Raw genomic sequence first — 14593 nt, forward strand, 5'->3', positions numbered from 1 at the left:
CGCAACGGGTCCGCGCGGCGCGCACGTCACGGCGACTCGGCCGCCAGCAGCAGCGACAGCTGCACCCGTGAGCGCACACCCATGATGCGGTAGATCCGGGTCAGCGAGGACTCCACCGTCTTGACGCTCAGGAACAGCGCGTTGGCGATCTCCCGGTTCTTCGCCCCGGCCGCGACCAGTTCGACGATCCGCGCGTCGGCGGGATTGAGGCCCCGGCGCTCGGCCGTGCCGGGCTCCGTGGCCCGTGCCGCCGCCCACGGCGCGGCTCCGCGCTCGCGGTAGATCGCCTCGGCGAGCGCGCCCGTGTCCCGCGACGCGGCCCAGCGACGCTGGCGGCGCTGCGCCGACGCCAGCGCCAGCAGCGAGCGGGCCTGCTCCAGCGGCATGCCCAGCGTGGCGAACGTGTCCGCCGAGCGTTCCAGCACCTCCGCCGCCTGCGCCGCGGGTCCGGTGGCGCACAGCAGCAGCCCTTCGGCACGGTCCAGGGCCGCCGGGACCCCGCCCGACCGGCCCGGTGCGGCCAGCCCTCGGGTCTGCTCGATCAGCCGGGCGGCGGCCGCGGTCTCCCCGACGGCGATCAGGGCCTCGGCCAGGTCGCCGTGCCAGCGCAGCATCGACGGGTCCCGTGCGTGCTGCTGCCGTGCCAGCTCCTGCACCGTACGCAGCGACGCCACCGCCCCCGCGGCGTCACCGGCGGCGAGCTGGACCAGTCCGCGCGCGTACGTGGCCCGGGTCAGGTAGAGCTGGTCGTGCTCCTCGGCCGACGCGCGCACCGCCCCGTCGGCCAGTACGCGGGCCTTCGCGGGGCTGCCCGCCGCGAGTTCGACCAGCGCCGCGCTGTACCAGGTCGGGCCGGGTGACATGCCCGACCACTCGGTGATCGCCAGGGCCCGGCCGACGTGGCCGAGCGCGGAGGCGCACCGGCCCATCCGGATCTCGACCTCGGCGAGCGCCCGCAGCACCTCCGCCAGGTCCTCGGGCACACCGCCCGCCTCGGCCTGCGGCAGCAGCCCGAGCAGGCCCTGCCGTGCCTCGTCGAGCCGGTCGTCGAAGAACGCGTGCCGCGCGGCGACGTGCGGCGGCGCGTTCACCAGCCGGGCCCCGTGCGGTCCGGGTGCCACGGCCAGCGCCTCGGCCAGGGTCTGCGCGGCCGCCACCGGGTCGCCGACGACCCGCTGCATGAGCGCCAGGTAGGCCAGGCTCGACGCCTGCACGGCGGGATCGCGCGCGGCGACGGCGTGCTGCACGGCGTGACGGGCGTGCACGGCGGCGCGCGGCGGCGCGCCCTCGGTGATGTTGGCCCGCACCGCCAGCCGCAGGTGGGCCTCGGCGAGCAGGCCCGGATGCCCGCTGGCCTCGCTGAGCACGGTGGACAGCAGCTCCTCGCAGCCGTCGAGGTCTTGGCCCGCCGCGTCGAACGCGGCCAGGCGGGCCCGGGCGCGGTCGGCGGCCGGTGCGTCGACGCTTTCCAGACGGCCCAGCATGCGGCGTACGAGCACCACGTCACCGGCGGTTCCGGCGTCCTGGGCGGCGTCGCGCAGCCAGCGCACGACCGTGCCGCGATCGAGGTCGGCCGGGGCGAGGTCCACGGCCCGCAGGGCGAGTTCGGCCGCGCGCCGGGGGCGTCCGCGCGCCCGCATGGTGGCCCGTGCCCCGGCCAGCGCGTGGGCCAGTGCAGCGTCGGGCGCGGTCGCGGTCATCGCGAGGTGCCAGAGCCGGGTCGGCTCGTCGATCGCGGCTGCGGCGAGCGTGTGGTGCCCCTCGGCCAGCTCGTCCGGACCGGCGTCGGCGGTCACCACCTCGGCCAGCACCTCGGCGCACAGGCGCAGGTGGTCGTCGGGGTCGACCTGCACGAGACCGGCCAGTTCGGCGATCACGACGTCGCGCGCGGACACCGCCGAGCGCGGCAGCATCGGCGTCGGCAGCCGCCCGGCCAGGGCGGTGAGCAGCACGAGGCGGCGTACGCCCGGTGCCGTCCCGTCGAGCAGGTCCTGCGCCGCCTGCTCGACGGCACGCGACAGCACCGCCGCGCCGCCCCGGGCGCGGCCGGTCCGGTGTGGACCCGTGCCCAGCGCCAGTGCCAGCCGGGGATGGCCGCCGGACGCGGCGTGCACCTGCACGGCCGTCCGGTAGGCCAGGCCGCGGCTGCCCAGCAGCTCCACCACCTGCGCCACGGTCAGCCGCGGGATCGCGAACTCGACGGCGTCGCGGTCCAGGCCCGCGGTCGGCCCGGCGGTGGCGGGCCGGGCCGTCAGCAGCGCCAGCTCGGCCCGGTCCGCGACGAAGCCGATCACGTCCACGCTGAGCGGATCCAGCCACTGCACGTCGTCGACGACCAGCACCGGCGCGGTCGCGAGCTGCCGCACCAGGGCGAGCGCGCCCAGGCGCAGCGCCAGCGGATCGGCGGGGCGCTGCTCGCCACGGCAGAGCACGGCCTCGACCGCGACGGCCTGGCGGGCGGGCAGCCCGTCCACGCCGTCCGGCGCAATCTGTTCCAGCAGGTCGGCCAGGCCCAGGTGCGCGATGTCCCGGGCCGGCGACATCCGCACCACCGGACGCCCGGTGGCGGTGAGCTGTTCGGTGAGGGCGCCGAGGATAGCCGTGCGCCCGGCGCCGCGCGGTCCGGTCAGCACGGCCCGACCCGAGGTGGCCAGTGCCGCGCGTACCTCGGTCAGCAGATCTTCCCGCCCGACCAGCACCCGGCCAGGCTAGGCGATACCTGACCGGCGCGATACCCCCGCGGCGATCAGGCGTCTCGCCGCGTGCCATGCGGGTCTAGATCGGGAAGTGGCCGCGTTGCCAGCGCCAGTGGCGGCCCGCCGCCAGGTGGTCGATGGCCGCGCGCCGGAGCACGGTGTCGCGCGGCAGCCGGTCGAGCGGCGTGGTCAGCGAGCGGAACACGAAGCGCAGCACCTCGACGTCGGCGTCGATGCCCTGGGGCTCCTCGTACGGCTCCAGCTCGAACCTGCGCTGGAACCGGATGATGTTGGAGTCCTCGGGCAGGTACTCCCGCAGCTGCGGGTCGAGCAGCCACGAGCCGCAGGAGAACGCGGTGTACGCCTCGTCGGGGAAGTGGCGCGGGAAGAACGCGCGGGCTTCGTCGAGCGAGGCGTCGATCGCCTCCGGGGTCAGCGGCCCCGATTCGGGGATGTGCAGGCTGATGGCGGTGTCGCCGCGATGGTGCTGCAGGCGGCCGAGCTGGTAGAGGCCGCCGCGCGCGTGCAGCGTCAGCCAGGCCTGCATGACCGGCCAGCCCTCGCCGCTCATGCGCCGGTCGATGGCGAGGTTGCGGCCCAGGTCGGCCAGGGTCGCCCAGGTCACGTCCCCGGCTACGCCGTGTTCGCGGTGGTACGCCGTGACGACGTCGACCAGGGCCAGGTAGGCGTACACGTAGAGGTGCCGCCAGGCGAGGCCCTGTTCGCGGGGCAGTTCCGGGCCGGGCGGCAGCCAGCCGGTCCCGCCGAGGTCGGCGCGGACCAGGGCGATCGAGCGGTCGAGCAGCCAGCGCAGCTCCGGCGTCCACAGCGGGGAGCCGGGGTCGGGCCAGCCCGCCATGATCTCGGCGGCGTCGTCCGGGCGCACCCCGAGCCGGTCGAGGAGCGCCGGGGCGTCGGCCTTGGCGGGCAGTGGAGCCGACGGCAGGTCACCGGCGAGCTGGTGCACGCGTGCGACGTCCGTGACGGGTACGCCGAGCCGGGAGGCGGTGTCGTCCAGATCCACGCGCGGAGTCTACGTGCTGTCGGGTGGCCGCGTGGCACTTGCGCCCGGAAAATAGATATCACTATGATAGCGGCATGGCGGCCGAGCGTAAGCAACTGCTGCTGCGGCTGGACCCGGCGATCCACGACGCGCTGGCCCGCTGGGCAGCCGACGACCTGCGCAGCGTGAACGCGCAGATCGAGTACCTGCTGCGTCAGTCACTGGCCCAGGCCGATCGGCTGCCCGGCGACGCGGGCGAGCCACGGCGGCGCGGCCGTCCCCCCAGGAACACGTCAGATTGAGAGCCGGTCATGGAACTGCCCCTCACCTCGCAGGTCTACCTGCTGGCGTACAACACCGACAAAGGCAAGCTGACCTGCAACGGTTACCTGGGCTACGTGATCCGCGCCGCGGCGCTCACCGAGCTGCACCAGCGCGGCGCGCTGTCCGATGCCGACGGCAGGCCGCAGGCGACGGGCACCAAGGTCAGCGATCCGCTGCTCGCCGAAGTGCTGGCGTCGATCGCGGCCGCGCCGAAGCCCAAGAAATGGGCCTGGTGGGTCAACCGGGGCCAGACGCCCATGTTCCGCGCGGTGCAGCAGCGACTGGTCGACGACCGCGTCATCACCACCGAGCGTTACCGGATGCTGGGCCTCTTCCCCGCCACCAGAGTGAAGCTGCACGAGCACCGGGCGGTCAGCCAGCTCCGCTCCACGGTCAGCCACACGCTCAACGGCGGCAGCGCCGATCCGCGGGCCGGCGCACTGACCGCGCTGGCCGCCGTCGGCGAGATCCGCATCGCGATCAGCCGGGCGCAGACCCGCCAGCACGCCCGGCGGCTGGAATCGCTGGTGGGACAGGCGGGTCCGGCACTTCCCGCGCTGCGCAAGGTGATCCGCGACCACCACGCGGCCATGGAGTCGGGCGCCTGACGAGCACGCCCGAAGCTCCCTCGCCTGTCCCCGTGGGGAGCCCTGCGTCAGCGCGGTCCCCGCGCGGCCAGGCCGAGGTCGTCGCCGGAGTGCGCGAAGTATCCCTCGACGGCGTCCGCGTCGACGTCGGCGAGGCTCGCCGGATGCCAGCGCGGGTTGCGGTCCTTGTCGATGATCTGGGCACGAACCCCCTCGGCGAAGTCCGGCGACCTCAGCATCGACGCCGACAGCCGGTACTCCTGATCCAGCGCGGCCTCCAGCGACGGCAGGCGCGCGGCGGTGCGCAGCGAGCGCAGGGTGACCACGAGCGCGGTCGGCGACTTGGCGGCGATCTCCTTCGCCGCCGCGTGCGCGGCCGGGGCCGGGTCGGAACGCAACCGGTCCAGGATCTCGGCCACGGAGTCCGCGGCGTAGCACCGGTCGATCCACTCCCGGCACGAGGCCAGCTCGCCCTCCGGCGGTGCGACCGCGAACGCGGCCACCGCCTCGGCCGCGTCGCCGCTGGTCAGCGCCTCGGCCAGGGGCGCCAGCCGGTCGGCGGGCACGAAGTTGTCGGCCAGCCCCGCGTGGACGGCGTCGGCCGCGCCGACCGACGTCCCGGTCAGGGCCAGGTGGGTGCCGACCTGGCCGGGCGCGTGCGACAGCAGCCAGCTGCCGCCGATGTCGGGGTGGAAGCCGATGCCGACCTCCGGCATCGCCAGCCGCGAGCGCTCGGTGACCAGGCGCACCCCCGCGTGCGCGGAGATCCCGATGCCGCCGCCCATCACCAGGCCGTCCATCCAGGCCACGACCGGTTTGCGGTAGCGGGCGATGCCGGCGTTCAGCCGGTACTCCCGCGCCCAGAAGTCCAGGGACGCGCTGCCACCGGACACCGCGTCGGCGTGCAGCGCGCGGATGTCGCCGCCTGCGCACAGCCCCCGGTCACCGGCCCCGCTGATCAGCACGGTCCGGACCTCGCCGGAGGTGGCCCACCGGTCGAGCGCCTGCTGCATGAGGGTGACCATCTCGGTGGTCAGCGCGTTGATCGCCCGCGGCCGGTTCAGCGTGATCCGGCCGAGGTGTCCGGTGACGCCGGTCAGCACGGTCGGTGCGTTCATGCGCGGGCCTCCCCTCGGGCGGGTCCGGATCCGGGCACGTGCTCAGGCTGCTCCACGGTGCCGGACGATATAGCAGCGCGCCGCGCCGACTGACAGCGCGTCAGCTCACATCGACGAACACCGGGTTGGTGTAGAACCACAGGTCGCGCCACGGGTCGGCGTCCCCCGACGGGTCGGGCCGCGGCTCGATCGAGTCCCGTGCGCTGACGTTGCCGTCCGTGCCGCGCAGCCGTACGTAGAACGGTTCGCGTACGTCGCCGAAGCGGTGCCGCAGCGTGACCGTGCCGCCGGCCTCGTCGACGTCGTACGAGCCGACCACCCGCGTCCCGGGCGCGGTCCGGGCATCGGGTGCGGCCCGGCCGGTGACCGGGCCCGCGATGACGTCGACGCGCCGCAGCCGTGGCCGGTCACCGTTGGCGTTGTCCCGCGAGGCGAGCGTGACCGTGATGTCGGCGTCGATGCCGTCGCCGCGGTCGACCGTGGCCACCTCACCGAGGGTGGCCGAGCCCACCGACACGGCGACGGCGTCGACGAGGTGGCCGTGGTCGACCCAGACCCGGCCGTCGCGCAGCGCCCGCATCACCGCCAGCGGCCCGCCGCCGGTGACGCCGACGTGGGTGCGGCTGTACTGGCCGGGCCAGAACCCGCCCGCCGCACCGGGCGACGGGTCGATCACGGGGTCGGGGTAGGAGCCGTCGGCGCCGGGCGGCCCGCCGCTGCGCCAGCGTTCGCCGAAGACCTTGTGCGCATCGGAACTGGCCGTGATCCACCACGGCAGCCCTTCGGCGAGCATCGCGTCCCACATGCCGCCGACGGTCGCGGTCAGCCAGTCGAACCCGCCGTAGGTGCGGTAAGCCTCGTCCGGATAGCCGCGATAGGAGGTGGCGAACGGGCCCCGGCCGTAGGAGCCGCGGTCGCCGCCCACTCCCCCGTCCGCGGCCGGGATTCCGTTGGCCTGCCCGCCGGGCGCGCCCTCCATGCCGATGACGATCGCGCCCGCGTCACGCAGCGCCCGCAGTTCGGCCGGACCGTACGTCCCGGCGCGGCTGGGATGGTTGAGGATGCACAGCGCCATCGGTGCCAGACCGGCCCGGACCTGCGCGGACAGCCAGTCCAGCGCCCGCACGGCTTCGGCCTGCCCGGCGGCCCCGGACCCGACGGAGTCGTTGAGACCGGTGTCGAACCGGGCCTCGAAGTCGGCCAGCAGGCTCGCCTCGTGTGGGCCCGGCGCGGTGAACAGCGTCGCGTGCTCCCCGGCCGGGACCCGCCACTCGATGCCCTGGAACAGCTGCATGTCCGGGTGGTCGGCACGGGCCCGGCGCAGGTCGTCCAAGGACCGGGCCAGCCCGTGGCTGCGGTGGGCCGGACCCGGATGGTCGGTCACCACCAGCCAGCCCAGCCCGAACCCGGCAGCGCGCTCGACGTGCTGTTCGATGCGGTAGGGGGCGTCGGCGCTGCCGCTGTACTTGGTGTGCACGTGATGGTCCCCGGCGACCCAGCGCAGGCCGCGCGGCGGCTTTCCCGCGCCCGCGACCAGAGGGGTCAGCCCGGCCGCGGCGGCGCAGGCGAGCAGCGACCGGCGGGACAGGCCGGAGTTCGGGCGACGGATCACACCTATACCTACCGTGGACCAGGCCGGAGACCGGATCGGCACGCCGACGGACGGGGGCCGATCTCGGAGAGGGTCGAGCCGCCCGCGTGGCGGCGGGCGGCTCGGGCGGGCCGATCAGGCGATCTTGCGGCGGTAGACCCGCATCGCGAACGCGTACGCGACCACGAGGATGCCGACGCACCAGCCCAGGGCGATCCAGATGTCACTGCCGACCGGCTGCTGCTCGAACAGGGCCCGGATCGCGTTGACGATGGAGGTGACCGGCTGGTTCTCGGCGAAGGCCCGCACCGGCCCCGGCATCGTGGCGGTCGGCACGAAAGCCGAGCTGAGGAAGGGCAGGAACACCAGGGGGTACGAGAACGCGGTCGCCCCGTCGGTCGAGGACGCGGCCAGTCCCGCGATCATCGCCACCCAGGTCAGCGACAGGGTGAACAGGGTCAGGATCGCGGCGACGGCGAGCCACGCCAGCACCCCGGCCGAGGTCCGGAAGCCCATCAGCAGCCCCACGGCGAAGATGACGACCACGCTGATCGCGTTGGACACCACGGAGGTGAGCACGTGTCCCCACAGCACCGACGAGCGCGCGATCGGCATGGAGTGGAAACGTTCGAAGATGCCGCTCTGCATGTCGTTGAACAGCCGGAAGCCGGTGTAGGAGATGCCGCTGGCGATCGCGATGAGCGCGATGCCGGGCATCAGGTAGTTGGTGTAGTTCGCGGTCCCGGCCTGGATCGCGCCGCCGAAGACGTACCGGAACAGCAGCATGAACGCGATCGGCATGATCGTGACGGTGATGACGGTGTCCATGCTGCGGGTGACGTGCCGGATGGAACGCCCGAGCATGACCCCGGTGTTGCTGATGACGTGCGTGCTCATGACGGCTCCTTCTTCACCACGGCCAGGAAGATCTCCTCCAGGGTCGGCTGACGTTCGACGAGTTCTGCCTTCGCGGCGGGCAGCAGTTTGCGCAGGTCCGCCAGGGTGCCCGAGACGATGATGGTGCCCTGGTGCAGGATCGCGATCCGGTCGGCGAGCTTCTCGGCCTCCTCCAGGTACTGGGTGGTCAGCAGGACCGTGGTGCCGCTGTCGGCCAGGCCCTGGATCTCCTTCCACACCTCGATGCGGCCCTCCGGGTCCAGGCCGGTGGTCGGCTCGTCGAGGAAGATCACCGGCGGGTCGCCGATCAGGCTCATCGCGATGTCGAGGCGGCGGCGCATCCCGCCGGAGTAGGTCGCCACCCGGCGACCGGCCGCGTCGGTCAGCCCGAAGCGCCGCAGCAGGTCGTCGGCGACCTGGCCGGGATTCTTGACCTGGCGCAGCCTGGCGACCATGACGAGGTTCTCCCGGCCGGTGAGGATGGCGTCGACCGCGGCGAACTGGCCGGTCAGGCTGATCGACGCGCGGACCCGCTCGGGCTGGGCCAGCACGTCGAAACCGGCGACGCCCGCCGTGCCGCTGTCGGGCTTGAGCAGGGTGGACAGGATGCGTACGACGGTGGTCTTGCCCGCGCCGTTGGAGCCGAGCAGCGCGAAGATGCTTCCGGCGGCGACGCTGAAGTCCACGCCTTTGAGGACTTCCAGCTTTCCGTATGACTTGTGCAGTCCACTGACGTGGACCGCCGGGGGTGCGGTGGACATGGGGGTGGTGTCTCCTTATTCGACGATCACCTGTGGCGTGCGAAGCCGCCCTGGCGGATCGAGTGGGCGGACGGCCCGCCGCGGCGCGACATCCGTTCGCGGGCAGCAGGACTCCCTCGACCAGCAGGCCGAGTCGCACAGGTGCACAAGGGTGTGGACGAGCCACGGCGGCCCTGGGTCAGGAGCCGTCGTGCTGTACGCGGCGACGAGAACGCCGCGGGGAGACGAGCATCGGGACGCGCGTCGGACGCGCGGCGCTCGCCGTCAGAAGTCGAGCCGGGCCGTGGTGGTTACTCGCAGAACACCTGCACCTTGGCTTCCGCGGAGTCGATGTCGACGGTGAGCTCGTCCAGGTGCTCGATCAGCTCGTCGAGGTGCTGCGGCTTGAGCTGGGTCAGGTCGATGTTGACGCCCGACCGGTGCAGTTCGGCGTTGGCCCGGCTGAGCGCCTGCGGCGGGACCAGGCTGGTGAGCCGTACCCCTGCCCGCAGCAGCTGCAGCGGAACCCGGACGTTGATCCGGGACGAACCCTCACCTGCCGGGTCCTCGTCCGCGACCACCATCACGCGCAGATACCTGGGGCGCGACTTCGCGCCGGACCCGGTTCCCGGCGACGTCTGTAGCTGGTCCCGCCCGAGGGCGTCGATCAGCCGCTCAGCCTCCTCCGCGGTGATCTTTCCTGCTGCCAGCATCTCCAGGACCTGGCGGCGCTGCTCGTTCATCGTTGCTCCTCCCTCTGCCTCAACGGACACTCACCAGCACGCCCATGCGGCCTTCGGCGATCTCGAACCGGGTGCCGGGCAGCGCCCACACCAGCCGCCCGACACCGCTCAGCGCGCCCACCATGCTCACCTTGAAGATCACACACGCGATCAGCCCGCCCAGCACGGCGAGCAGCAGCAGCGGTGACAGCACCAGCACGACCGGCAGGACCGGGATGTACAGCCGGAACCAGCGGCCGTCCCGGCGACGCCAGCCCACGGTCACCAGCTGCGGGATCATCGGGAACGGTCCAACTCGGCCAGCGCCGCCGCGACGTCGATCTCGCCCCGCTGCAGGCGGTCGAGGACGTCGGCGCCGGTGGGGGCCGGGTCGGTGTCGACGAAGTCGAGGCGCTCGGCGATCCGGTTGAGCCGCGACTTGATCGTCGGATAGCTCACTCCGAAGATCCGTTCCATCTCCTTGATCGAGCCGTGTGAGCGCACGAACGCGGCGACGAAGACCTGGTCGTCACCGCTGAGCTGGGCCAGTTGCGGCGGCTCGAACCGGCCCTCGACCGCGATGCCGCTGCCCTCCAGGCGAACCCGCTCGACCACGAACGGCTCCCCTCGCGTGAGGTCCGTCAGCTCCTGCCACTCCATGCCGGGCTCCTCACTCTCACCGATACGCTCGCCATTAATTTGTATCTTGATTATTTCAAGGTGTCAAACCCCAAACCTTCACTTTCTTAATTCGATCTTGAATGTATGCGGGCATAGTCGGGCCGAGCAGCGCAGCGCTCGACTCCGGCACGGGCAGCGCGAGCTACAGCCAGCCCCGGCACGTGACCGCCGGGGCGGAGAAAGAGGCAGACCCTCGCCATGAGCAGCAGCTAGCAGCGGATGCCCCAGACGGGACCGCGCTCATCAGGACTTCGGTGCTCCGGTGCTCTCACGTTCGACGAGTTCGGCCGGGAACAGGGAGCGGTGGCCGGGCACGATGTCACCGGACAGCAGCAGCCGCACCGCCGCCGCGGCCATCTCCTCCACCGGCAGGCGCATCGTGGTCAGCGGCGGGTTCACGCAGATCGCGGCGACGCTGTCGTCGAACCCGATGACGCTGACGTCCTCGGGCACCCGCCGCCCGCACGCGGTGAGCGCCTGCACCACGCCCGCGGCCATCAGATCGCACGCCACGAACACGGCGTCGAGGTCCGGATGCCGGTCCAGCAGCGCGAGCGCGGCCTGGTAGCCGCCCTCGCGGGTGAAACCGGCGTCGGCGCTGACGTCGGCCAGCCCCCAGCGCTGGACCGCACGCAGGTGACCGATGCGCCGGTCGGCGGCGCAGGTGCTGATCGCCGGACCGTGGATCGCGGCGATCCGGCGGCGGCCCAGGCCGTGCAGGTGGGTGACCGCCGCGTACGCCCCGCCGGCGTTGTCGGCGACCATCGCCGGGACCGTCGCCGCGGTCGGCACCAGCGAGACCACCCGGCGGCACAGCCGGTGGAAGCGGGCGGCCAGCGCGGGGGTGATGTCGGACAGCACCGCGCCGAGGGTGACCCCGGCGCTGATCTCGTCCAGCGCCTCGGCGGCCGACTCGTGGCTCAGCGCGTGCACCCGCAGTTGCGCGCCGGTCCCCTCCAGCAGCGGCATCATCCCGGCCAGAACCCGGCTGTAGTACGGGTTGGAGCCCAGCCAGCCGCCGGGCAGGTTGCAGGACACCGCGATCACGTCGACCACCCGCGGCCGCCCGGAGGCCAGCGCGCGGGCCGCCTCGTTGGGCCGGTAGCCGAGTTCGGCCACCGCCTCGTGCACCCGCGCCCGCAGCAGCCCGGAAGCACCCGGCGCGTTGTTGATCACGCGGGACGCGGTGGCCCGGGACACGCCCGCGACCCTGGCGACGTCATCGATCGTCGGCTGCTTGGACCGGCTCATGTGGCACCTGCACCCTCCGCCGCGTCCGGGGATAGCGGTATCCCGACGATAAGGGCGAGAGCGCTCTCACAGGAAGCATCCGCATCCGATGCGGCACAACCGGCTCCCGTCAGGACAACGGGGTCAGGCCGGTGGATCCGGCGAACAGGTCGAGGCGCTGGGTGAGGTTGGTCTTCAGCGGCGGGCACGGCGGTTTGCCCTCGCGCCACAGTTTCGGGCACGCGCCGCCGCAGACCGGGAGCAGGCGGCAGTCGCCGCAGCCGGTGCGGTCCCGGTCGATGCTGTCGTACCAGTCGTCGAAGGCGCCCGCCGGGCGGGGCTCGGCCGGGTCGAGTGCGGTGAGGTCGCCGACGTGCTGCTCGGTGAAGCCGGGCACGAGCGGCTGCTCGGTGCAGCTGTAGACGCGGCCGTCCGGGGCGACGACCTCACTGTGCGCGGTGACCGCGGTGCACACCACCGGGCGGGTCGTGGCGGGCAGCAGCGCGCAGGTCAGTCCGGCGGCGAGGTAGGCGGTGTACCAGTCCAGCTCGACGCGGGCCTGTTCGGCGCGCTCCAGCGCCACGTCGCTGACGTCGTTGCCCCAGGAGTGGATCGGCGCGGGATAGAAGCTCACCCTCGGGTGGGCCAGCCCGGCCGCGGCCATGCCCGCCGCGAACTCCCCGGCCAGGTCGGCGTTGTGCTGCCCGACGTTGGTGCGCACGCTGAACGACAGCCCGGCGAGGTCGGGATCGGACAGCGCCGCGCCGATCGCGGTGACGATCCGGGCGTACGACTGCTGCCCGCTCTTGAGCGGGCGGGACGCCTCGTGCCGGGCGGGCGGGCCGTCGATGGTGACCTCGATCTGCTTGACGCGGCACTCCAGGTGCAGCGCGCGCAGCTTGCGGGCGTCCAGCAGCGCGCCGTTGGTGACCAGTTTCGCCGAGTACGTCACGCCGTGGCGCTGCGCGTCGGCCACGAACCGGGCCGACAGCGCCCGCATCACCGCGTACCCCATCAGGGGCTCGCCGCCGAACCAGCGCACGTGGACGGCGTCGTAGCGGCCACCGGCCATCGCCCGTTCGGCCCGCTCGACCAGGGCGTCGCGGTGCCGGCCGGGCGCGATGCCGGAACCGCGCCGGTGCTCCTGCCCGCAGTAGTCGCAGCCCATGTTGCAGTAGGCCGTCGGCATCACCACGAACTGGCGCTGCCGCGCGTCGCGCACCGCCGCCCGCGACACGGCGATGACGGCGCCCGCCTCGTCGGTCCCGGCGGGCACGAGCAGGCCGAGCTGTGCGAGCCGGTCCAGGGACGCGGCGTCCAGCCGGTCCAGCGGGGCGGCGCCACTGAGCACGTCCACGATGGACGGGTCGAGCAGCAGGGCCGACGCCGTGGCGGTGTGGTAGACCGCGCGCACCGGCCGACCGGTGCGGTGCTGGAACGTGCGCTCGCCGAAGGCGAGGTAGCGGCTGGGGACGTGGGTGGCTCGGACCATGGCGGGGCCTTCCGTCAGCGGTTCGGGACCTGGCGGGGAGCGTCGTGCGGCGGTGCGGCTCTGCATACGTAGACGGACGGGCGCGGCCGCACCCGTCCGTCTAGGCGAGATCTGTGATCAGGCTGGGCATCAGCACACGCCGCAGCCGAAGTTGGGACCCGGTGCCTCCGGGCCGCCGTCGCCGAGCGCGAGCACCTCGATGATCGCCGTGCTGTGGTCGCGTGCGACGGCCTGATCGCTGTCCGGCGACGCGCTGGCGAGGCCGGGCGAGGCGACCACTGCCAGGGCGGCGGCGGCGAGGACGGTCGTGAGGCGGTTCCTGGACATGATGATCCTCCGATTGAGGGGTCCGGGTGGCATTCAAAGATGGCGATGCGATAATCTCTACGTTCAAAATAATCTGAGCAACTAAACAATGTCAAGCGTTGGTGTATAGTCGAACCGTAGACATGAGATGAACGGGAGGTCTGAGCCGTGACTGAGCTAGTACCGCGGCGGGTCATCGACGATGTGGCGACGTTGAAGGCGCTCGCTGATCCGATCCGCATGGCGATCCTGGAGCTGGCGATGGCCGAGCCAGCGCGCACCTGGACGGCCAAGGAGTTCGCCGGCATCGTCGGCATCTCCCCCACCAAGATCTATTACCACCTCAACCAGCTGGAGCAGCACGGTCTCATCCAGATCAGGGACACCCGGGTGGTCAACGGCATCATCGAGAAGCAGTACGGCACGGGCCAGCTCGACCTGACCTTCAGCCGACGCACCGAGGACGGCGGCGAGAGCCTGCGTGCCGCGGTGTGCACCCAGTTCGACATCACCCGCGACGAGATCGACCGCGGCCTGGCCGCGTCCACGATGTCCATCGAGGCCGACGCCGACGAGACCGAACGACTCCTGGTCAGCCGCTCGGTGGCCAGCATCGAGCAGAGTCAGATCGCGGAGTTCCGCGCGGAGCTGCTCAACCTGGTCCGCAAGTTCGAGAAGAGCGCCGGTTCGGGCAGCCACCCGTTCGGCATGCTGGTCGCCCTGCATCCGACCCGGAGCGAGTGACCACAGCTCTCCCCGGCCGGCCGGCCGTCCCCGCGGTCGCCCGCCCGAGCGCCGGTGCGGGAACAAACTCGCCCGGCAGCGCCTGATCCCGCGACGCCGACACGACCCCGCCCCTGACCGGCGGGGCCGTCGGCGTGCCCGGCGACGTCAGGTCGGGGCGGTCGCGTCAGGTCGCGGGGCGGTCGGCGGCCGGGAAGTCCCAGCGCAGCGCGGCGCACGAGGTCTGGTAACGCCGCTCGCGGCGGCCCTGCGCAGTGCGGCGCACCACCACCCCCACCAGGTCCTCGGTACGCAGGATCTTCAGGTGGTAGTGCATCAGCGTCAGCGCGACACCGGTGCGTTCGGCCAGGTCACGCACGGAGAACGTCTCCTGTGGATGGTCGAACAGGATCGTCAGCACGGCCAGGCGCACGGTGTCGCTGACCGCACGCAGCTCGCTCACACCGGCGATCCTGCGCAGGC

Annotated in this window: 16 protein-coding genes; 3 read left to right on the plus strand and 13 right to left on the minus strand. The window is 72.8% G+C overall.

The annotated features are described in order from the left end of the window. Nucleotides 1–26: 26 nt before the first annotated feature. On the minus strand, nt 27–2699 hold the full coding sequence (locus HAV40_RS02715) for a helix-turn-helix transcriptional regulator (RefSeq protein WP_166378608.1): 2673 nt from the start codon (nt 2697–2699) through the stop codon (nt 27–29). 76 nt (nt 2700–2775) lie between these two features. Beyond that, nucleotides 2776–3720 carry an acyltransferase domain-containing protein gene (locus HAV40_RS02720; protein ID WP_166378610.1) on the minus strand — a complete coding sequence of 315 codons (945 nt, stop codon included), beginning with the start codon at nt 3718–3720 and terminating at the stop codon, nt 2776–2778. A 74-nt stretch (nt 3721–3794) separates the two neighbouring features. Here HAV40_RS02720 and HAV40_RS02725 point away from each other — a divergent pair, with 74 nt between their 5' ends. Both HAV40_RS02725 and HAV40_RS02730 read left to right on the plus strand, forming a co-directional pair. After that, nucleotides 3795–4001, plus strand: coding sequence for a type II toxin-antitoxin system antitoxin (locus tag HAV40_RS02725; protein ID WP_166378612.1), 207 nt, complete (start codon nt 3795–3797; stop codon nt 3999–4001). Between the two features lie 9 nt (nt 4002–4010). After that, on the plus strand, nt 4011–4631 hold the full coding sequence (locus HAV40_RS02730) for a GOLPH3/VPS74 family protein (RefSeq protein ID WP_166378614.1): 621 nt from the start codon (nt 4011–4013) through the stop codon (nt 4629–4631). A gap of 47 nt (nt 4632–4678) precedes the next feature. On the opposite strand, the gene HAV40_RS02735 is transcribed toward HAV40_RS02730, so the two are convergent. The 10 genes from HAV40_RS02735 to HAV40_RS02780 form a co-directional block, all read right to left on the minus strand. Next, on the minus strand, nt 4679–5728 hold the full coding sequence (locus HAV40_RS02735; protein WP_166378616.1) for an enoyl-CoA hydratase/isomerase family protein: 1050 nt from the start codon (nt 5726–5728) through the stop codon (nt 4679–4681). Between the two features lie 100 nt (nt 5729–5828). Next, nucleotides 5829–7340, minus strand: a complete 1512-nt coding sequence (locus HAV40_RS02740; RefSeq protein ID WP_203671361.1) for a PHP domain-containing protein — start codon at nt 7338–7340, stop codon at nt 5829–5831. 114 nt (nt 7341–7454) lie between these two features. Then, nucleotides 7455–8216 carry an ABC transporter permease gene (locus HAV40_RS02745; RefSeq protein WP_166378618.1) on the minus strand — a complete coding sequence of 254 codons (762 nt, stop codon included), beginning with the start codon at nt 8214–8216 and terminating at the stop codon, nt 7455–7457. Then, entirely contained in the window at nt 8213–8977 is a 765-nt protein-coding gene (locus HAV40_RS02750; RefSeq protein ID WP_166378620.1) for an ABC transporter ATP-binding protein, read from the minus strand. The genes HAV40_RS02745 and HAV40_RS02750 overlap by 4 nt, the downstream gene beginning before the upstream one ends. Nucleotides 8978–9267: 290 nt before the next feature. Beyond that, nucleotides 9268–9699 carry an SHOCT-like domain-containing protein gene (locus tag HAV40_RS02755; RefSeq protein ID WP_166378622.1) on the minus strand — a complete coding sequence of 144 codons (432 nt, stop codon included), beginning with the start codon at nt 9697–9699 and terminating at the stop codon, nt 9268–9270. A gap of 19 nt (nt 9700–9718) precedes the next feature. Beyond that, nucleotides 9719–9979, minus strand: a complete 261-nt coding sequence (locus HAV40_RS02760; RefSeq protein WP_166378624.1) for a hypothetical protein — start codon at nt 9977–9979, stop codon at nt 9719–9721. Then, complete coding sequence (locus HAV40_RS02765) at nt 9976–10338, minus strand: DUF2089 domain-containing protein (RefSeq protein ID WP_166378626.1); 363 nt, start codon at nt 10336–10338, stop codon at nt 9976–9978. Before HAV40_RS02765 ends, HAV40_RS02760 begins: the two co-directional genes overlap by 4 nt. A gap of 264 nt (nt 10339–10602) precedes the next feature. Beyond that, on the minus strand, nt 10603–11610 hold the full coding sequence (locus HAV40_RS02770; protein ID WP_166378628.1) for a LacI family DNA-binding transcriptional regulator: 1008 nt from the start codon (nt 11608–11610) through the stop codon (nt 10603–10605). A 109-nt stretch (nt 11611–11719) separates the two neighbouring features. Next, complete coding sequence (locus HAV40_RS02775) at nt 11720–13081, minus strand: radical SAM/SPASM domain-containing protein (protein WP_166378630.1); 1362 nt, start codon at nt 13079–13081, stop codon at nt 11720–11722. Between the two features lie 129 nt (nt 13082–13210). Then, the gene (locus HAV40_RS02780) at nt 13211–13408 is read right to left on the minus strand and encodes a hypothetical protein (RefSeq protein WP_166378632.1); all 198 of its coding nucleotides are present in this window, start codon (nt 13406–13408) and stop codon (nt 13211–13213) included. A gap of 147 nt (nt 13409–13555) precedes the next feature. Here HAV40_RS02780 and HAV40_RS02785 point away from each other — a divergent pair, with 147 nt between their 5' ends. Beyond that, the gene (locus tag HAV40_RS02785) at nt 13556–14131 is read left to right on the plus strand and encodes an ArsR/SmtB family transcription factor (RefSeq protein ID WP_166378634.1); all 576 of its coding nucleotides are present in this window, start codon (nt 13556–13558) and stop codon (nt 14129–14131) included. Nucleotides 14132–14297: 166 nt separating this feature from the next. Here the strand turns inward: HAV40_RS02785 and HAV40_RS02790 are convergent, their stop codons facing one another. Beyond that, nucleotides 14298–14573, minus strand: coding sequence for a winged helix-turn-helix domain-containing protein (locus HAV40_RS02790; RefSeq protein ID WP_166378636.1), 276 nt, complete (start codon nt 14571–14573; stop codon nt 14298–14300). Between the last annotated feature and the right edge of the window lie 20 nt (nt 14574–14593).

The sequence above is a fragment of the Catellatospora methionotrophica genome, assembly GCF_011297335.1.
Classification (GTDB): domain Bacteria; phylum Actinomycetota; class Actinomycetes; order Mycobacteriales; family Micromonosporaceae; genus Catellatospora; species Catellatospora methionotrophica.